The organism is Streptomyces sp. NPDC006739 (assembly GCF_042869815.1).
In the GTDB taxonomy this organism is placed as follows: domain Bacteria; phylum Actinomycetota; class Actinomycetes; order Streptomycetales; family Streptomycetaceae; genus Streptomyces.
Genome location: NZ_JBIAGM010000024.1, coordinates 44,903 through 64,489, shown reverse-complemented (window position 1 = coordinate 64,489; position 19,587 = coordinate 44,903). Strand labels below are relative to the sequence as shown.

The 19,587-nt window shown below is 70.4% G+C and carries 9 protein-coding genes and 2 pseudogenes; 4 read left to right on the top strand and 7 right to left on the bottom strand.

The window, feature by feature from the left end:
• Positions 1 to 5 precede the first annotated feature (5 nt).
• The 5 genes from ACFYMM_RS34820 to ACFYMM_RS34800 all read right to left on the bottom strand — a co-directional run bounded on the left by ACFYMM_RS34820 (position 6) and on the right by ACFYMM_RS34800 (position 5,975).
• Positions 6 to 893 (bottom strand): carbohydrate ABC transporter permease, encoded by an 888-nt coding sequence (locus ACFYMM_RS34820; RefSeq protein WP_388394224.1) that lies wholly within the window; start codon positions 891 to 893, stop codon positions 6 to 8.
• 4 nt (positions 894 to 897) lie between these two features.
• Positions 898 to 1,881, bottom strand: coding sequence for a carbohydrate ABC transporter permease (locus tag ACFYMM_RS34815; protein ID WP_388394221.1), 984 nt, complete (start codon positions 1,879 to 1,881; stop codon positions 898 to 900).
• 62 nt (positions 1,882 to 1,943) lie between these two features.
• The gene (locus ACFYMM_RS34810) at positions 1,944 to 3,242 is read right to left on the bottom strand and encodes an extracellular solute-binding protein (RefSeq protein WP_388394219.1); all 1,299 of its coding nucleotides are present in this window, start codon (positions 3,240 to 3,242) and stop codon (positions 1,944 to 1,946) included.
• A 482-nt stretch (positions 3,243 to 3,724) separates the two neighbouring features.
• Positions 3,725 to 4,732, bottom strand: coding sequence for a LacI family DNA-binding transcriptional regulator (locus tag ACFYMM_RS34805; RefSeq protein WP_388394216.1), 1,008 nt, complete (start codon positions 4,730 to 4,732; stop codon positions 3,725 to 3,727).
• A 199-nt stretch (positions 4,733 to 4,931) separates the two neighbouring features.
• A complete protein-coding gene (locus ACFYMM_RS34800) occupies positions 4,932 to 5,975 on the bottom strand; it encodes a LacI family DNA-binding transcriptional regulator (protein WP_388394213.1) in 1,044 nt (347 codons plus the stop codon).
• Positions 5,976 to 6,273: 298 nt separating this feature from the next.
• Between ACFYMM_RS34800 and ACFYMM_RS34795 the strand changes: the two genes are divergently transcribed.
• The 4 genes and pseudogenes from ACFYMM_RS34795 (at position 6,274) to ACFYMM_RS34780 (ending at position 10,848) form a co-directional block, all read left to right on the top strand.
• On the top strand, positions 6,274 to 8,823 hold the full coding sequence (locus ACFYMM_RS34795) for a GH32 C-terminal domain-containing protein (RefSeq protein ID WP_388394210.1): 2,550 nt from the start codon (positions 6,274 to 6,276) through the stop codon (positions 8,821 to 8,823).
• Positions 8,824 to 8,902: 79 nt separating this feature from the next.
• Positions 8,903 to 9,803 (top strand): annotated as a pseudogene (locus tag ACFYMM_RS34790) (ISL3 family transposase); the annotation flags it as partial.
• Positions 9,779 to 10,101, top strand: a pseudogene (locus ACFYMM_RS34785) (hypothetical protein); the annotation flags it as partial. The pseudogenes ACFYMM_RS34790 and ACFYMM_RS34785, both read left to right, overlap by 25 nt.
• A gap of 342 nt (positions 10,102 to 10,443) precedes the next feature.
• Entirely contained in the window at positions 10,444 to 10,848 is a 405-nt protein-coding gene (locus ACFYMM_RS34780; protein WP_388394355.1) for a recombinase family protein, read from the top strand.
• Between the two features lie 147 nt (positions 10,849 to 10,995).
• Here ACFYMM_RS34780 and ACFYMM_RS34775 read toward each other — a convergent pair whose 3' ends face one another.
• Together ACFYMM_RS34775 and ACFYMM_RS34770 are read right to left on the bottom strand one after the other, a co-directional pair.
• A complete protein-coding gene (locus ACFYMM_RS34775) occupies positions 10,996 to 11,868 on the bottom strand; it encodes a thioesterase II family protein (RefSeq protein ID WP_388394207.1) in 873 nt (290 codons plus the stop codon).
• Complete coding sequence (locus ACFYMM_RS34770; RefSeq protein WP_388394205.1) at positions 11,865 to 19,580, bottom strand: SDR family NAD(P)-dependent oxidoreductase; 7,716 nt, start codon at positions 19,578 to 19,580, stop codon at positions 11,865 to 11,867. The genes ACFYMM_RS34775 and ACFYMM_RS34770 overlap by 4 nt, the downstream gene beginning before the upstream one ends.
• Positions 19,581 to 19,587: the final 7 nt, after the last annotated feature.

Genomic DNA, 19,587 nt, shown 5'->3' with positions numbered 1-19,587 from the left:
GGAGGTCACTTCAGGCCCGTGGTGGCGATTCCGGCGACGAACTGGCGCTGGAAGCGGAGGAAGACGAGCATCACCGGCAGCAGGACGACCACGGCGCCGGCGAGCAGGATGCCGTAGCGCGTGAAGGACTGGCCGCTGCTGGCCAGGGCCAGGCCGACGGGAAGGGTGTACTGGTCCTGGTTCTGGGCCACTACCAGCGGCCAGAGGAAGCTGTTCCACGAGCCGAGGAAGGCGATGATCCCGAGCGTGGCCAGAGCCGGCTTGGTCAGAGGAAGGATGATCCGCCAGAAGATGGCCAGCTCACCGCAGCCGTCGACGCGGGCGGCGTCGATGAGTTCGTCGGGCAGGGTGGAGATGAACTGCCGCATCAGGAACACCCCGAACGGGCCGGCCAGGAACGGCAGGATCAGTCCGACCAGCGAGCCGGTCAGCTTCATGTTGGCCACCAGTACGTACAGCGGTACGAAGGTGACCAGGGCGGGGACCATGAGGGTGCCGATGACCAGGCTGAACACGACTTGTCGGCCGCGGAAGTCCAGCTTGGCCAGGGCGTAGCCGAGCATCGAGCAGAAGAGCAGGTTGCCCGCGGTGATGGCCAGGGACACGAGCACGGAGTTCGCGAACATGGTCGTGAAGTCGAGGCTGCGGAACAGCTGGCTGTAGTTGGCGGTCGTGGGTGCGGTGGGGATCAGAACGGGCGGCAGTCTGCGGATGTCGGCCTCGGGCTTGAAGGAACCCGAGAGCATCCACAGGAACGGCGCGATCATCAGCAGGAGGCAGCCGGTGAGCGGCAGATACAGCCAGGGCTGACCCCACTTCTGCCGGGCGCGGCGGCGCCGCACGGACCGGTCCGTGCCCGCGTGTCCGGTGCCAGGGTGCGTGAAGGTACTCATGGGATCAGTCCTTGTCTCGCAGTACCCGGAACTGCAGAACGGTCAGCGCGACGATGAGGACGAAGACGACGTAGCCGGCGGCCGACGCCAGGTCGTAGTTGCCGTTGCCGAACTGGTTGTAGCTGTACAACGTGGCCGACAGGGTCGAGTCCAGCGGTCCGCCGTTGGTCATCACGAACGGCTCGTCGAAGAACTGCAGATAGTTGATGCCGGTGGTCACCGCGGTGAGCAGCAGGGCGGGGCGCAGGAGCGGGAAGGTGACCCGCCAGAATCGTTGCCAGGCTCCGGCCCCGTCGAGTTCGGCCGCTTCCATCAGCGACTGGGGTACGGACTGCAGCCCGGCCAGCATGATGATCATGACGGTGCCGAGGTTGCGCCATACGGCCATCAGGATCATGACGGGAAGCGCGAACCGGGTGTCCGCCAGCCAGGCCGGGCCGTCGATCCCGAACCAGGCAAGGACGGTGTTCACCAGTCCCGCGCGCGGGTCCAGCAGCGTCTTCCAGATCACGGCGACGGCCACCACGCTGGTGATCACCGGCAGGTAGAAACCGACCCGGAAGACGGCCCGGAAGCGGCGGATGCCGCGGTCGAGGGCGACCGCCGCGGCGAGCCCCGCGGCCAGGGTCAGGGGCAGGCCGACCAGGACGAACACGCCGGTGTTGCGCAGCGCGTGAACGAACTGCTCGTCCTCGAAGAGCCGTACATAGTTGTCGAAGCCGATGAACGACACGTTCAGCGGTGTCCGCAGATCGGCGCTCTCTGTGTCGGTCATGCTCATCAGCAGCGACCAGACCACCGGCAACACCATGAAGGCCGCGAACAGAGCGAGGAAGGGCACGCCGAGGATCCAGGCGGCCCGGGCCTGCGCCCGCGCCGTGCGGCGGACCGCGGAGTGCCGACGGCAGGCACTCCCGTCCGGCCGCCCGGTGAGCGGCTCATGGACGTCGCCCCGCCCGGGGAGCGTTTTCGTGGACATGGGTGTCATCCGTCCGTAAGAAAGCCAAGAAGGCTGAGAAGGCTGCTGGAGGGCTGCGCACGCGCCGGCGCTCAGCGGCCGGTGCCGATGCTGGTGGCCTTGGACTGCAGCGTCTGCTGCACCTGGGCGACGGTGGCCTTGCCGAGGGACAGCTTCTCCAGTTCGGAGTCGATGGCGTCGGCGATCTGCTGCCAGGTCGTGATGGCGGGCGGCGCCTTGCTGACCTTCAGCTGCTCCTCGAACGCCTTCTTCGTCTCGTCCTCGGTCAGCTTCCCCTCGGACCAGGCGGCGGGCGACGGGGGCAGGTTGCCGGTGGCCTTGCTGTAGGCGGCGAGGTTGGCGGGCTCGGTCAGGAACTGGGAGAACTTCCACGCCGCCTTGGAGTTCTTGGCGCCCTTGAACACCGCCAGGTCGCTGCCGCCGGCGAACCCGGCGGGCTGCTCGCTGTACGGCACCGGCATGGTCTTCCACTTGCCGTCCAGCTTCGGGGAGTCCTTGTGGAAGGCGCCGCCGGCCCAGGCAGCCTCCTGGTAGACGGCGAGCAGCCCGTCCTGGAAGCCCTGGACGTTGTCCTCCTTGTCGGTCGGCGCCAGGTGCTGCTGGGGGACGCTCGCGTAGTACTCCAGCGCCTTGGCGACCTCCGGCGTGTCGAAGGTGAACTTCTTGGTCTTGGCGTCGTAGATGTCACCGCCCTGCTGCCAGACCATCGGCACCCAGAAGAGCCAGGAGTTGAAGCCGATCAACCAACCGCTGGCGTAGCGCAGCTTGGGGTTCTGCTTGCCGGCGGTGGCCTGGATGGCCTTGAGGTCCTTGATGTATCCCGCACGGTCGCTGGCCAGGGGGCCCTTGATGCCGGCCTTCTCGGTGATGTCGGTCCGGTAGTAGACCGCCGAGGTGTCGGCGATGAACGGGACGCCGTAGGAGGTGTTCTTGTACTTGGTGGTGTCCCACTGGCCGGCGTAGAAGTCCGACGACTTGAACGTCGTCGGGGTGGCCTGGAAGGCGTTCATGGAGGCCATCTCGGCCATCCACGTGGAGCCGACCACGGACATGTCCGGTGTGTTGCCGCCGGCGATCGCGGTAGTCAGCTTGTCATGGGCGGAGGCCCAGGGAATCGGGGTGATCTGGACCTTGACGCCGGGGTTCTGCTTCTCGAACTTCTTGGCCAGGCTCAACAGGGCCGGGTCGGTGTCGCCCATGGACCACATGACGACCCTCCCCGTGGCCTTGCCGCTGCCGATCTTCGCGGGTGCGTCCTTGCCTGGCCCGGAGTCGGCACTGCGGCCGCAGCCGGTGGCCATTAGGGCCGCGGTGATGGTGATGCACAGGACCTGGGCGGTTCTGACGGTGTGACGAGTAGAAGTACGCATGGGGCGGCTCCTTGCCGTTGAGCGAAAAAGGGCGCGGGGGGCGGCGAAGAGGTGGAAGCGGGCAGGCACCCGGATGGGCCGGCCCAAGAGGTGCGTTCGTCTGCAGCGGCATCGGTCGTCAGCCGCGGGTCGCGGCTGGAACGTCCGACCCGGAGCGGGCAGCGTCCGGGCGGGGTGTGCCCGGCGTACCGTTCGTGTGCCGGATCAGGTAGCCCACCGAGGGAAACCGCACCTCGGCGGTGACGCGTGAACACGGTTCCGCGTGGAGGGTGATGAAGTCGGCCGGCAGGCGAACAGGCCGGTCGGGGCCGCTGCGTGGAGCGGCTTCAGGTGGAGCTGGCCGACCTACCGCCCTGCCCGAGGGCCGGTAGGTCAGTTCATGGGGCGGATGGGGTCCGTCCCCGCCTGCGGGGCTGGGCTGGAGCGGCGGAGACGGACAGTCGGTGAGACGCCGACGCCGTACACATCCGGATGCCGCAGCGTCAGTTCGATCCCGGCCGTAACGTCGAGCCCCGGACCACGAGGCTGGTGGGGACGATGCACGAGGGGGCGGCCTTCGGCGATCCGCGCACGTGGTCCAGCAGCAGCCGCGCCGCCGCCTCACCCATCTCCCGCATCGGCTGGCGGATGGTGGTCAGTGCCGGGTAGGTGTACGACGCCATCTCGAGGTCGTCGAAGCCCACCACGGCGACATCCTGCGGAACCCACAGACCGGCCTCGTGCAAGGCGGCGAGCACGCCGGCCGCCGAGGGATCGTTGTGCGCGAAGACCGAGTCGAACTCCACGCCGTCCGCGCGAGCGCGCGCCACCGCGCTACGACAGCGTTCGAAGTCGAAGTCGCCGGGAATGATGCTGCGTTGGCCGATCTCGATCCCGGCTTCGGCGTAGACATCGACGAAGCCGTCCAGCCGTTCCCGGGTACAGCCGAACGCCTCGGGACCGGTCACCACCAGGGGACGACGGCGCCCGATCTCCAGCAGGTGCCGTGCTGCCTGCGCACCCCCCTCCCGATTGGTGGTGGCCACGTAGGGGAATCCCGGCCGCTGGAAGCGATCGTCGATCAGCACGACCGGCAGCCCCGCTTCGTGCAGCTCCGTGATGTACCCCATGGCACCCTCGGGCTCTATCACCAGCAGACCGTCGAACGACTTGGCGGCGACCTGCAGGCCGAGCCTGCGCAGTGACTCCTCACCGCGGTTCCAGGTCAGCATGCGCAACCCGAAGCCCTCGGCCTCCAGCGTTTCGACGACCGCCTGCACGATGCCGGCCCAGGCCCAGGCCATGTCCGGGACCAGCATGCCGATCATCTGTGTGGTGCCGCGTGCGAGCCCGACTGCTCCGGCGCTCGGCACATAGCCCAGCTCCGATATCGCCTCGCGGACCTTCAGGACGGTGTTCTCGTTGATCTCGCCTTTGCCGTTCAGCACTCGCGAGACCGTCGTCTTGCTGACGCCGGCCCGTGAGGCCACGTCGGCGATGGTGACTCCCATGCCACCTCCTCTCACTCCACGCAGAGGCGGAAGAACTTCCTCCCGCACCGAAGGACCGATCGTACAGAGATCGGTGGAATCGGTACCGGCAGCGGTTCCGGAACCGGTTTCGGTACCGGTTCCGGCAGTGAAGCACCGAGAAGCCCGACCCGTCAACACACCGGAAACAACTCGTTCACGGGGAAGTAGGGGGAAGTCGTCAGCTGTCCTCGGGAGCGGGGAGTTCGCCGGAGCCGCGGGCGAAGTAGCGGGTGGGCAGCACCCGGTGACGGGCGGGCCCGCCCTCGCCGTCGAGCCGGTCGAACAGCAGGTTCGCGGCCTCCCGACCGATGGCGGAGTGATCCTGGGCGATCACCGAGATGCCCGGTTCGAGCAGGTCGGCGAGGGGGAGGTCGTCGAAGCCGGTCAGCGCGACGCGGCGCTGCAGCTGGAGCTCCTGCAGGGCCATGCGGGCCCCGATGGTCAGGAGGTTCTGGCCGGAGACGAGTGCCGTGGGCGCATGGGCGAGCGCCAGGAGTCCGCGGGTGGCCTCCTGGGCGGCGTCCGCGCCGTGCAGGCCGCGCTCGACGAGAGAAGGGTGCAGGACGCATCCCACCGCGGCGAGCCCCTCCACGAACCCGGCGTAGCGCTCTTGGGCGGTCCAGATCGTGCGGAGGTCACCGAGGAAGGCGATGCGCCGGTGACCTGCCTCGTACAGCCTCTTCACCGCCGCCCGCACACCCTCGCGGTTGTCCACCGTCACGGTGTCCACCTGCGGCGCTGTGGTCCGGCGGTCCACGCAGACGACGGGTGTGCCGGCGCGGCGGGCCGCGTCCAGGTCGGTGTCGTTCTGCCCGGTGGGCACCACGATGAGGCCGTCGACCCGGCGGGCGGTGAACGTCTTCAGCAGGCCGCGTTCCCTGACCGGGTCCTCGTCGGTGGACCCGGCCAGGACCAGCATGCCCCGCTCGGCGGCGGCGTCCTCCACCGCGCGGTGCAGCGCGGCGGAGAAGGGGTTGGCCGCGTCCTCCAGGACCAGGCCGAGGGTGTGTGTGCGGCGGTCGGCCCGGCGCAGGCTGCTGGCCGTCAGATCCTGGCGGTAGCCCAGCTGCTCAGCGGCGCGCGTCACCCGTTCCGCCAGGTCAGGGGTGACGCGCTGGCCGTTGATGACCCGCGAGACGGTGGCGATGCCAACCCCGGCCATGGTCGCGACGTCGCGCATGGTCGCCGGTCGCCGACCCGTGTCGCTCTGCTCGCTGGACAACGATTTCTCCCGGGGATCAATGGCACGGTGCAGCCCCCTCATCCTCGCATTCAGGAGTTTTCCCGCACAGGGTCTGGACTTCGGCGACATGTTGCCCGTACGTTCGGCGAAACGTTTCCAGCCCCAATCCCTGGCTGGAGCCGCCGGTGCCGTGCTGCCCCCACAGCCGGGCTCGCCCGTGGCCTTGGACGAGGCCACGGCGCAACCGCCGCCCGCACCTGACACGCGTCAAGCGTCACTCGTCACGCGTTAAGTCCCCTACGGCTGAGCCGAAGCCCGCCCGTTTGCAAGGAGCGCCATGTCCAGAACCCTTCGTCCGCGCCGCAGACTCCTGGCCGCACTGGCCGTCCTGTCCGGGCTCGGCCTGGTCGCCGCCTCCCCCGCCACGGCCGACACGCTCTACCACGAGCAGTACCGCCCCCAGTTCCACTTCACCCCGGCCCAGAACTGGATGAACGACCCCAACGGCCTGATCTACTACAAGGGCAAGTACCACCTGTTCTTCCAGTACAACCCGTCCGGCAACACCTGGGGCAACATGTCCTGGGGCCACGCGGTCAGCACCGACCTCGTGCACTGGAAGCAGCTCCCGGTGGCCATCCCCCAGGACGACCAGGAGATGATCTTCTCCGGCAGCGTGGTGCTGGACAGGACCAACACCACCGGCTTCGGGACCAAGAAGAACCCTCCGCTCGTCGCCGTCTACACCAGCGCGCAGAAAGCCTCCGGCAAGCAGCAGCAGGCCCTCGCCTACAGCACCGACGGCGGCACCACCTGGACCAAGTACTACGACAACCCGGTGCTCGACATCGGCTCGAACAACTTCCGCGATCCCAAGGTCTTCTGGTACGCCCCCACGGGCCGCTGGCTGATGGCGGTCTCCCTCGCCGACCAGCACAAGATCTCCTTCTACAGCTCGGCCGACCTCAAGCACTGGACCCACCAGAGCGACTTCGGCCCGGCCGGCGCCACCGGCGGGGTGTGGGAGTGCCCGGACCTGTTCCCGCTCCCGGTCGACGGCGATCCGAAGAAGACCAAGTGGGTACTGGCCGTCAACCTCAACCCCGGCGGCATAGCGGGCGGTTCCGGCGCCCAGTACTTCGTCGGCGACTTCAACGGCAAGAAGTTCACCTCCGACGACGACGGCAGCTACACCCCGCCGAGCGGCACCGTGATGCAGGACTTCGAGTCCGGCTCGTTCGGCGACTGGAAGGCCACTGGTGACGCCTTCGGCAGCGCGCCGGCGACCGGGGCGGTGGACTGGCAGTCACAGGTCACCGGCATCGAGGGCAAGGCTTTCGCCAACAGCTTCCACGGCGGCGACGCCTCCACCGGCACCCTGACCTCGCCCGAGTTCACCGTGACCAGCGACTACATCAACTTCAAGGTCGGCGGCGGCAACCACCCGTACCAACCTGATACCGTCCTGGGCGACCAACCGGCACCCACCGGCGAACCCCTCGCCGACTTCGAGGGCAGCACCTACACCAGCCCCATCGGCGACTGGACCACCACCGGCGACGCCTTCGGCACCGGACCGGCCCAGGGCGCCCTCCCGGGCCAGCAGCAGGTCTCCGGCTACCTCGGCAACGGCCTGGCCAACACCTTCCTGAACGGGGACGCCTCCACCGGCACCCTCACCTCCCCGACGTTCACCATCGACAAGAAGTACCTGGACTTCCTCATCGGCGGCGGCTACCACCCCGCAAGCTCCGACGCCCCCACCGCGGTGGAACTCATCGTGGACGGCAAGGTGGTCCGCTCCGCCACCGGATCCAACGGCGAAGCCCTGCACTGGTCTTCCTGGGACCTGTCCGACCTGCAGGGCAAGCAGGCCCAGATCAAGGTCGTGGACGACAACTCTGGCGGCTGGGGACACCTCAACCTCGACCAGGTCGTCCTCTCCGACACCCAGGCGAAGCCCCCCTCCATCGAGACCGGCGTCAACCTGCTCGTCGACGGCAAGGTCGTGCAGAACGCCACCGGCGCCGACTCCGAGAACCTCGACTGGGCCTCCTTCAACACCACCGCCTACAAGGGCAAGAAGGTCCAGATCCAGATCGTGGACGCCAACTCCGGCGGCTGGGGACACGTCCTCGCCGACCAGTTCACCACCGCCGACAAGCCCGCCCTGAACACCACCCAGCGCGCTCACTGGCTCGACTACGGCGCGGACTTCTACGCCGCCAACACGTGGAACGACGCCCCCGGCGGCCGCCGCGTCATGATCGCCTGGATGAACAACTGGAACTACGGGCAGGCCATCCCCACCAGCCCGTGGCGCAGCGCCGACTCCTCCCCCCGCCAGCTCTCCCTGAGGACCGTGAACGGCAAGGTCCAGCTGATCCAGCGGCCGGTCCGCGAACTGACCACCCTGCGCGGCGCCGGCACCAAGGTGCCCAGCACGCGCGTCACGAACACCACCACCCCGCTCGCGGTGCACGGCAGCAGCCAGGAACTCCAGGCCGACCTCACCGCCGGCACCGCCGACCGCTTCGGCCTGGACGTCCGCACCGGCGCCGGACAGCGCACCCGCATCGGCTACGACACCGCCACGGGCGAGGTCTACATCGACCGCACCGCCTCCGGCGCCACCGACTTCGACCCCACCTTCTCCGGCGTCCAGCGCGCCCCCCTGGACCTGCACGGCGGCCAACTGAGCCTGCACGTCCTCGTCGACGCCTCCTCCGTCGAGGTCTATGCCCAGAACACGCGCGGCGAACAGGTGGTCCTCACCGACCAGATCTTCCCCGACCCCTCCAGCACCGGCGTCGCCGCCTTTGCCGAAGGCGGCAGCGCCACCCTCGACCACATGCAGGCGTGGCAGTTGAAGTCCATCTGGCCGTGACATGGGGAGTGTCAATTTGGCGGCCCTGCCTCACATTCGGTGGTGACGGAGAGTCGCGAGGGTCGTTGACCTTCACGTGATGGATGTCAACGAGCTTGCGCAGACGGTGTTTCCGGGTCTGCCACCGCTGGTCATGGAGGATGTGGCCGACGAGGGTGAGCGGATCGTGGTGCGGGCCCGGACGCCGTTGGACACCACGGTCTGCCCGGTGTGCGGGGGCTCGTCGGGACGGGTGCACGGCTACCACTGGCGGACGGTGGCCGACGTTCCGGTCGACGGGCGAGGGGTGGTGGTCCGTGTGCGGGTGCGGCGTCTGGTGTGTCCCGCCTGCGGCCGCCTGCACACCTTCCGCGAACAGGTACCCGGAGTGCTGGACCGGTACCAGCGGCGTACGACCCGCCTGACCAGGCAAGGCAAGGCCGTGGTCAAGGAGTTAGCGGGCCGGGCGGGGCGCGTTGCCGGCGATACCGGCGGTGAGCCTGTCGCGTCACACGGCCCTACGCGCCCTGCTGAGGATGCCGTTGCCCACCGGGCGGGTGCCCCGTGTGATCGGCGTCGACGACTTCGCTCTGCGCCGGCGCCACCGCTACGCCACCGTGATCATCGATGCCGAGACCCATGAACGGATCGACGTGTTGCCCGACCGCACGGCCGACACCCTGGAAGCGTGGCTGCACGAACATCCGGACATCGAGGTCGTGTGTCGTGACGGCTCGGCGACCTATGCCGAGGCCATCCGCCGTGCCCTGCCTGACGCGGTGCAAGTCGGTGATCGCTGGCATTCATGGAAGAACCTGTGCGAAGCCGCCCTGAGCGAGGTGAAGGCACACAGCGCCTGTTGGGCCAGCGTACTGGACGCGCCGATCTACGACGGGCCCCGCGCCGAGACCACCCTTGAACGCTGGCTCCGGACCACGGCGCCACCGCCGAGGCGGAGGTCGGACCGGGTCCGCGGGATGCGCAGGTGCGGTCGCCGCCTGGGGATGCGGCGAAGCCGAAGGCGCGGGTGCCGGTGTGGCGCCAGGGGTTGGCCTGGTCGGCGCTGTCGGCCGACTACCAGCGCATCCTCACGGCGCTCGCGGACGGGCCCGGCTCCGTCAAGGGCCGCTGACCTGCCAGGAGATGGCCGCCTTGTTCGGCATGGACGTGGTGCCGTCGCGGGTGGAGGCTCTGCGGTCGAAGGCGAAACGTCTGGTGGCCCGCGGCCGACTGGCCGAGCAGCAGCCGGGCCGGTTCACCCTCGCTGCAGGCGTGAGCGGACCAGGCGGCGGGTCATGAGCAGGGTCATCGGCCAGTAGATCATCGCCTCCGCGCTGGTGGTGCGCGCCGCTCGAAGTCGCGTACCAGACGGCGGCTTCGCGTCAGGTGGGCGAAGAGGCGCTCGACGATCCACCGCTTGAGCAGCATATGGCGCGGGTCCGACAAGTACAGCGCGCCCGCGTCAACCCTGAACTCGGGTGAGTAGAACGGCGGTTCACCAGGTCATCTCTTGTACGAAAACCGGAACTGACCTCGGCGACAACGCACCCGCTGGATCCCTCCCTCAGGAAAGTGCGCATGCGATAAGCTCCACCCGGTGAGGGGCTATCGGTTCATTCAGCCCTTACATTCAGTGGTTTTATTCGGCCTGGAAGACCTTGCTGCGCAAGGCGTGGCGTCGGCTTCACCTTGCTGCATGAGGCGCTCGAGACGACCACGCCCGGCGGACGCCTGGTCTTCCACGTGTTCGCGGCCCTAGCGGAGTTCATTCGCGAGCTCATCGTGCAGGGCACCAACGAGGGCCCGGACGCCGCTCGCGCCCGCGGCGCCCGGCTCGGCCGTCCGCCGGCGATGACGGAGGGACAGGTACGTCACGCCCGCGACCTGCTTGCCCGCCCGGAGAACACCGTCACCTCGATCGCGAAGCTCCTCGGCGGCTCCAGGAACACGATCCCGGGGACCCGGTTCGGCGCGTCCGCCTTCTCCTTGGGTGTCCGCACGCGCTCGTACACGCTCTCCACCTCCGTTGACGCCGGCCGACGCTGAATGCACCACGGTACCCGCCGTCGGGCCGGTGGTTGTAGAACCTGAGGGCAGCCGGAGGGGCAGGACCGGTTCCCCGATGAACAGCACCGGGGAACCGTGAGCCGGCGGTCGGGGCCCCTTCGGCTGGGAGTCACGCAGCCGAACCGATCACGACCGAGCCTTGTGCAGGGGAACGCCAAGGGGACACTCCCTCGGGCTGACCGGGCACACCCACCCCCGCAGTGAGGTGCCGATGTCGGCGGTGAGCCGGGAGCCGAGGGCTTCCACCTGGTCGAGGGGGTAGGTGTGATTGCCGGGGAAGAGGCGCGGGGTGGCCGGTTGGCTGCTGATGTCGTTCCACCCGGCCAGGGCCTGCGGGGATATGACCGGGTCGTCCTCGCCCCCGTAGAGCGCGAGTTGGGTGTCCAGCGGTGGTCCCTGGTGGGAAGGCGGGAACTGCAGGGCGAGCAGGAGATCGGCGAGCATCGGGACCCACGCGTTGATCAGCGCCCTGGGGTCGCGGCCGGCCTGGTCGGGCAGCCGGCCGAAGAGCTTCTCGATTCCGGCCCGGCCGCCGAGCAGGACGTCCGGAGCGCTTGCGGCGAAGTCGGGGTGGTGGGGGGCGGCCATCGCGGACAGGGCGAGCAGGGCGGGCGGGCGGTGCCCCTGCCGGGTGAGGCATGTGACGGTCTCGTAGGCGATGAGTGATCCGACGCTGTGACCGAACACGGCGTACGGGTGGCCGTCGTCGCCCTGCCGGATGCGTTCGGCGAGGAGCTGTCCCAGGCGGTGGGGGTCGGTGTGCACCGGCGTACCGATGGCGCGTCCGCGTCCGGGCAGTTGCAGGGCGTGCACGCGGACGGTGGTCGGCAGGTACGGGAGGAAGGCCTGGAAGTAGGGGGCGCTCATCCCTGCGGGTGGCATGCAGTAGAGGCGTAGGACGTGTGCGTCACCGGTAGCCGGGCTCAGGGCGACGAAGTCCGGTTGGTCGATGGCGGTGGTGAGGCGGGCCGGACCGTCCGCCGCGCCGTGGGTGTTCACGCGTTTTCACTCCGCTCTGGGACGGCGACCGTCCTGGTGGGATCGGGGGAACCGGGCTTCCGGATGCGCTGGAGGGCTCGCTTGGCGATGTCGGGGAGGTGGGCGGCGCCCATCAGTTCCAGGATGGGGATGTCACAGCCGAGGTGCCGGCGCAGCGCCGTGGAGAGTTCGAGGAACATCAGGGAGTCGATGCCGAGAAGTTCCAGGCGGCAGGTGCGGTCGAGGCGGTCGACGGAGGTGTGCAGGACGGCGGCGGCAAGCTCGGCGACCTCGTCCTCGAGCACGGCGATGGCCTGGTCGTCGTCCAGTGTGGCCACTTTGCCGCGCACGGTGGTGAGGCCGTCGGTGCCCACGTGGTGCTGTCCGAGCAGTGCTCCGGTCCGGGGCGCCTCGAGACGGGGCAGGGCACGGCTGATGCTGTCCCAGTCGAAGCGGCCCAGCGCGACGACGGGTCCCGTGCGGGTGTCGAGCAGCCGGTCGAGTGCGCTGAGCGCGTCGGTGGCGGTGACGGGGGCCATGCCGTAGGAGGCCATCTCGTCGGTGCGTCCGGTGCGGTGGACGTATCCGGCGTCCGCGATGACACCCCATTGCACGGCGAGGGCGGGACGGCCGCCTCGGTGTCGGGTTCGGACCAGCGCTTCCATCGCGGCGTTGGCGGCGACGTAGGGGGCTTGCTGGATGTTGCCCTCGAGGGCGGCCACGGAGCTGTAGGCGACGAAGAAGTCGGGATCGTGGTCTGCGGCGAGAGCGTCGAGGGCATGGAGTCCGGCGATCTTGGGGGCGAGGACGGATTCCAGGCCGGTGTCGGTGACGTCGGCCAAGGGAGCGTCCGCGAGGACCATGGCCGCGTGCACGACCCCGCCCAGGCGCCGTTTGCGCAGGGCGGTGCGCAGCGGATCGAGGGCGCCGGGCCGGGTGATGTCGGCAGCGTGCACGGTGACCTCGACGTGCGCGGCGCGCAGATCGTCGAGCAGGCGCGCGGCGCCGGGCGTTCGGGCGCCCCGGCGTCCGACGAGATGGAGGTGGCGGGCGCCGCGTGCGGCGAGGTGGCGGGCCGTGGCGGCACCGAATCCAGCGAGGCCACCGGTGATGACGTAAGCCGCGTCGGCGTCGAGCGCGCCCGTGGACCCGGAGTCGACGACCGGCGGCGGGGTGTCGAAGCTGATGACGACCTTCCCGGTGTGCCGGGCGTGGTGCAGCAGACGGAAGGCCTCACCGAAGCGGTGCGCGGGGAAGGTGTGATAGGGAACCGGCCTCAGTTCCCCGGCGGTGACGGCTTCGGCCAGTTCCGTGAAGTGGCGCCGGACCACGGGCGCCCGCCGGTAGTACAGGTCCAGGACGTCCACTCCGAAGAACGAGACATTGCGGGCCGGCGGGGAGACGGGCAGCGGATGGTCCCCCTCCCCGTCCCGTCGGCCGAGTTCGACGAAGCGCCCCTGCGGGGCGAGCAGGTTGAGGCTGCGCAGGCGGGCTTCGCCCGGCAGGGAGTTGAGGACGACGTCGACGCCGCGGCCGTCGGTCAGGTCGGCGACCTGCTCGGCGAAGTCCAGGGTGCGCGAGTCGAGCACGTGCTCGACGCCGAGCAGGCGCAGCAGGCTCCGTTTCGCGGGCGTACCGGCCGTGGCGATGACACGCGCCCCGGCTCGCTGTGCGAGGTGCAGGGCGGCCAGTCCGACACCCCCCGCGGCGGCGTGCACGAGGACGGTGTCGTCCTCGGTCAGGACAGCGCACTGCCGGAGGGCGTGGTGTGCGGTGAGGAACGCGGTGGGCAGGGTGGCTGCCGCGGTGAATTCCATGGTGCCGGGCAACGGTATGACGTGATCGCTGGAAGCGAGGACGTGGGAGGCCAGGGCGGTGTGGGCCATCGCCGCGACGCGGTCCCCGGGTGCCAGACCGGTGACACCGGGGCCGACTGCGGTGACGGTGCCCGCGCAGTCCAGGCCGAGGCCGAGGAACCCATGGCGCCGGGCTCCGGGCAGGGGCCTGTCACCGGTCGCGGTCAGCAGGTCCTGGTGGTTCAGCGCCGCGGCCGCGGTGCGGATGACGACCTCTCCTGCGGCCGGCCGGAGCGCGGTGGTGGCGCGCCAGGTGAAGACGGGATGTCGTCCGGGCACATCGACGTGCAGGGCGTAGGGGACCTCGGGTGCGGCTGTGTCCTCAGGGGCGGGCAGCGGTGTGACACGTGTGGCGAACCGTCCGTGCGGTGTGAGGACCACCTCGTCGTCGACGAGTTCCTCGGGGCTGCCGGCCGGGGCTGCGCTGCCCTGGAGATGGTGCAGTTCGTGCAGGAGACGCTTGAACGTTTCCTCGTTGCCGGGTTCGGTCAGGGCGATGCGACGGATGCTCAGTGAGGGGTGTTCGTTCGCCAGACTTCGCGCGGCGCCCCACAGCGGGGCGCAATGGACCGAGGGCGGCGGGGTGGGTGGCTGCTGACCGTCGACGTCGACGATCCAGACCCGCAGGCTGCCGTCGCGGGCCTGCCCGGTCCGGCTCCAGGCACGGGTGAGGTCACGCAGCGCGGCCAGCTGCCGTACGCCGTGGTCGGTGTGCTGCCGTGGCCCCGTTCCACCGGCAGGTTCGGCGAGGAGGACCACGTCGCTCACCGGCAGGGGTGCCTCGGTTCCCTCGGCCGCGCCGGTCAGTTCGCGGATCCAGGCGTCCGCCCCGTCCGCTCCCGCGAGGTGGCGGACGCGGCCGTGGGGGCCTGCGGTGAGCAGCGCTCGGGTCAGCCGGTGCGCCAGCTCGGTGGGGGCGTCGGCGGTAGGGGTGCTCAGCAGCCAGGACCGCTGCGTCTCGTTGTCGGGCGCTGCTGGGGCGGACGGGTGCCACACCTCCGATGCGGCGGCCGACGCACGCTCCGCCGCCTCGTCGAGGACGGCGTCGGCGCCGCGCTCGGCGACGATGAGGGAGACGTAGGGCCGTTCCGCGGTGGTGTCGTCGTAGTGTGCTGTGGTGGCGAAACCGCAGGTGGCGAGGAGGCCGGGCCAGCGGTCGCAGGGCACCAGGGGACCGTCGGGGCGGATGTCCCGGTCGGTGGGGAGCCAGAAGGAGTCCAGCAGGCCGAACACCGGGGCCAGGAGTTCCATGCTGTGGGTCTCCAGGGCGATCAGGTGGCCGCCCTCGGCGAGCAAGGTGGCCATGCCGCGCAGGGCGCGGGAGAGGTCGCTCGTGGCGTGCAGGATGTTCGCGGCGATGACGAGGTCGTAGGCACCTGGCTCGAAGCCTTGGGCCACGGGGTCGCTGCCTGCGTCCAGGACCCGGTGGACGAGGAAGTCGTAGGTGTGGAAGCGCTTCTTGGCGGCGGGAAAGAACGCCGGTGACACGTCGGTGAAGGTGTAGTGGACCCGCTCGAGCGGCAGGTGCGGCAGCAGGGCCGCCGTGGTGGCGCCGGTGCCCGCGCCTACCTCGAGGATGCGCAGCGGCCGGTCGGCGGGCCAGCCGTCGACGACGCCACGGATCCAGCGGACGAGCGCATGGGTGTGCGGGGCGAAGAAGGTGCTGGCCTCGTAGAACCGCTGGAGGAGGCCGTCGGACTCGGAGAAGAGCAGCTCCAGGGGGTTGGCGTCACCGGTGAGGACATCGGCAAGGCGGCCCCCGCACACACCGTAGGTGAGGAGGGTGACGGACTGGCCGGGGAAGTCCTCGAGCAGGCGGCTGAACAGTTCCTCGGCACGGGGCGCGGCCGGGATGCTCCAGGAGCCGGGCCCGGTGGCGGTGAGGGCGCCGTGGCTGACGGCCTGGGGCAGCAGGACGTCGAGCAGCTTGGCGTGCTTGGCCTCGACTCCCGCGTCGATGAGGTCGGTCAGGGCGAATGAGGAGTGTTTCACGGCCGGGAGCAGTCGGCGCACGGCCTGGGCCGTGAAGTGGGCGCAGACTTCGAGCAGTCGCGGCCGGAGCGCGTCGCTGAGCCGGTGCAGCCGGCCCAGATGGGCGTCGTCCGGCCTCCTGACCCGCTGCGGCAGCGACTGGGGGGAAGGCAGCGGGCTCCGGCCGGCCCCGGGCGGCCCGGGTACGGGTGCCGCGCGCAGGACTTCGGTGAGGCGGTCCTGCTCGTCGACGGTCGCGGTTTCGAAGCGTCGCAGTTCGCAGCCGAGCAGTTCCATGCACACGTGACCGTCGTCGTCGCACACGGCGATGTCCCACAGGGCGTCGGGGCCGGTGGCGCGGGTGACGTGGGTGAAGCCGGAGGAGGGCAGGGCCCGCCAGCTGCGGACGGTGGTGACGCGGGCGGGCAGGAACGGGGCCGGGCGGTCCGCGGTGAACATCAGCGGCAGACAGGTCTGCAGGGCGCCGTCCACCAGTGTGGGGTGGGCGATGACTCCGGCCTCGGGCCGGATCGGCGCGGAGCACTCGTAGCGTCCCAGGGTTTCGTCCGGCCCGGTGTGCAGATGTGTGACGGTGCGGAACGCCGGTCCGTAGTCGAGACCGGCCCGCTGGGCGGCTGCGTAGTGGTCGGCGGCGGGATGCTCGTCCGGCAGGCGGCGTTCCAGGGCGGCGACGTCCAGACGGGGGCGCTGTGGACGCAGCAGGCTCCGGACGCCGGCGCGGACGTGCTCGGTCCAGTCCTGTCCACCCGTGCGGCTCCGGATGGTCAGGCGACCGTCCTGGGCGAGGTGGGTGGCCAGGTGGACGTCGTCCCCGTCCGCGGGGCTCGCCGGGGCGGCGCTCCAGTCGAGGGTCAGGGCTCGGTCGATGGACAGGCCGGTGATTTCCAGTGGTCCGTCGTGCCGGCTCCGCGCGGCGGCCAGAGCCATTTCCACGAAGCCCGCGGCGGGCCAGACGACGGCGTCCGCGACGCGGTGGTCCTCCATCCAGGACAGCCGCTCGGCGTCCAGACGGTTCAGCCACGCGGCCTCGGGTCCGGCTTGACGCGGACCGAGCAGAGGGTGGACTTCGGCGGTGTCCTCGTCGGGGGCGTCTTCCTGCCACCAGGACGCGTCGCCGTTCCAGTGCCGCTCCCGCTGCCACGCCACCGTCGGCAGGTCGGCCACCGCGCCGGGACGGGGGAAGTAGCGGTCCCAGTCCACCGCCGCCCCGGCGGCGAGTACGCGCAGGACGGTCTGTTGCAGAGCGTCCGCGGTGGCGAAGGTCCGGGACAGTGTGGGAACGATCACGCCGGGGGCGGGAGCGCCGGCGGTGGCACGTCGCAGGTAGGTCGTCAACACGGGGTGAGGGCCTACTTCGACCAGGACGTCACAGGCGGCGTCCCCGGCCGTCAACGCGGTGGCGGCCTGGTGGAAGCGGACGGGACGGCGGATGTTGGCCCACCAGTAGCCGGCGTCCAGGGCGTCCCCCGAGACGGCGCGGCCGGTCACCGTGGAGATCATCGGAATGCGGAAGGACCCGGGGGCGAGGGAATGCAGTGCACGAGCCAGCTGGTCGCGCACGGGGTCCATGGCTGCCGTGTGGAAGGCGTAGTCGAGGCGCAGGTCCCGGAAGAAGACGCCGTCGGCATCCAGTGCGGCGCCCAGGACCGCGAGGTCCTCGTGCGGGCCCGCGAGGGTGACGTCCTGGTCGGAGTTGACCGCGGCGATCTCCACGCGGCCGTCCAGCCGGGCCTGCTCGAGCCGTTCCCTGGCGGCTTGTTCGCTCAGGCCCACCGCGGCCATGCCTCCCGAACCCGCGGTGCCGGCCTGTGCGAGGCTGCGGGCGGCGATGACGCGGCAGGCCTGGGCCCGGGTGAGGGCACCCGCGCAGTACGCGGCGGCCACTTCCCCGACGCTGTGTCCCATGACGGCGTGCGGATCGACGCCCCGGGCGGACAAGGCGGCGACCAGGCCCGCCTGGACGGCGAACAGCATCGGCTGCGCGACTTCCGTGCGGTCCCACCGGGACGCGTCCGCGCAGGCCAGTTCCTCGCGTACGCTCCAGCCGAGGAGGGGCTCGAGTGCGTCGCTGAGGGCTTCGACCTCGGCGGTGAACGCATCGTCCCGGCCGAGGAGTTCGGCCCCCATGCCCGCCCACTGCGAGCCGTTGCCGCAGAAGACGAAGCCGATCCGGCCTCCGCTCACGAGGCGTTCGGTTGCGGTGCCGGTTTCCTGTCCCCGTGCCGCCCGGGCCAGGACTTCGGCGGCCTGGGCCAGGCCGGTTGCGAAGAAGGTCGTACCGTGGCGGCGCCGGGTCCGTCGTCGGCATGCGGTGAAGGCGGCGTCGTACAGGGCCTCGGGCCCCAGCGAGGAGTCGGCGGCCATGGCCGTGAAGTGCTCCGCCCAGGACTCCAGGGCGGCGGTCAGCGCCTGGGGAGTGTGCGCGGAGACGAGGACCGGCACCGGCCGCTCTGCGGTGCTGACGGCCGGCGCCGCGGCGCCGTCGCTCGCTGCGGCGCTGTCGGTGGCACCGGCCCGCGCGGGACCTGCCGACGGCACGGGCGGTGCGGCCAGGACGGCGTGCGCGTTGGCACCGCCGATGCCGAAGGAGTTGATGCCGATCACGACCCGGCCGGTGCCGGGAACGGGGCGGGCGGTGAGTACCGGTTGCAGGCCGAGGCCGTCGAAGTCGATCTTCGGGTTGGGCGGGTCGGCGTGCAGAGTGCGCGGTAGGGAACGGGACTTGATCACGACCAGTGACTTCAGGATCCCCGCCATCCCGGCCGCTGCTTCCAGGTGCCCGAGATTGGACTTGATCGAACCGATCGGGAGCGGTGCGTCGGCACGCTGGCTGCCGAGCACCTCCCCCAGCGCCGCGCACTCGACGGGGTCACCGACCAGGGTGCCGGTGCCGTGCGCCTCCACGTAGGTCACGTCACGCGGGTCGATGCCGGCGGTGGCGTACACGCGGCGCAGCAGAGCGGCCTGGGTGTCGGAACTCGGTGCGGACAGGCCGACGGTGCGGCCGTCGGAGTTGAGAGCGGTGGCCAGGACGACGGCGTGCACCCGGTCGCCGTCGGCGAGTGCCGCGGCCAAGGGCTTCAGGACGAGCATGACGGCGCCCTCGGAGCGTACGAAGCCGTCGGCCGCGGCGCCGAAGGGGTGGCAGCGCCCGGTCGGCGAGATCACTCCGGCCTGCTCATAGCCGACGAAGAGGCCCGGCGACAGCATCAGGTTCGCCGCGCCTGCCAGGGCGAGCGGGCTGCGGCCCGTGCGCAGGTGCTCGCACGCCTGGTGCAGCGCGGTCAGGCCGGAGGAACAGGCGGTGTCCACGGCGCTGGACGGCCCGGTCAGATCCAGTTCGTACGAGACGCGGTTGGCGGTGATCGACAGGAATCCGCCGGTCGTGGTGTAGGGATTGCTCGCCCGCAGGCGGCGCGCCTGGAGGTCGGCGTAGTCGTGGGTGGAGACACCGGTGATGACGGCGGTTTCGCTGCCGGCCAGGGCAGTGATGTCGAGGGCGGCGTCGTCGAGGGCCTCGACCGCGCACTCGAGCAGCAGACGCTGCTGCGGGTCGATGCGGGAGGCTTCCTTGGGGGTGATGCCGAAGTACGAGGTGTCCAGGCCGGTGACTTCCCGTTCGGGCAGGAACCCGCCCGCGAGGGAGTGGAACTTGCCCGGTTTTCCCCGACGGCGGGCGTGATGGGCACCGATGTCGAAGCGGTCCGGGGGCATGGTGCCGACCAGGTCGCGTCCCTCGTGCAGGGCCTGGCCGAGCTGGTCCAGGCGGTGGATGCCGCCCGGCAGACGCATGCCCACCCCGATCACCGCCACCGCGTCGGCAGGCGGAGCGGCGGGGTCGGGGGCGATGGGGGAGTACGGAGTGGATGGACGGGGTTCAGCCATGGAGGCC

Excerpts from the sequence above, each read along its gene's own strand:
- ACFYMM_RS34820 (WP_388394224.1), bottom strand. The coding sequence starts at position 893 with ATGAGTACCTTCACGCACCCTGGCACCGGACACGCGGGCACGGACCGG.
- ACFYMM_RS34815 (WP_388394221.1), bottom strand. The coding sequence starts at position 1,881 with ATGACACCCATGTCCACGAAAACGCTCCCCGGGCGGGGCGACGTCCAT.
- ACFYMM_RS34810 (WP_388394219.1), bottom strand. The coding sequence starts at position 3,242 with ATGCGTACTTCTACTCGTCACACCGTCAGAACCGCCCAGGTCCTGTGC.
- ACFYMM_RS34805 (WP_388394216.1), bottom strand. The coding sequence starts at position 4,732 with ATGGGAGTCACCATCGCCGACGTGGCCTCACGGGCCGGCGTCAGCAAG.
- ACFYMM_RS34795 (WP_388394210.1), top strand. The coding sequence starts at position 6,274 with ATGTCCAGAACCCTTCGTCCGCGCCGCAGACTCCTGGCCGCACTGGCC.
- ACFYMM_RS34770 (WP_388394205.1), bottom strand. The coding sequence starts at position 19,580 with ATGGCTGAACCCCGTCCATCCACTCCGTACTCCCCCATCGCCCCCGAC.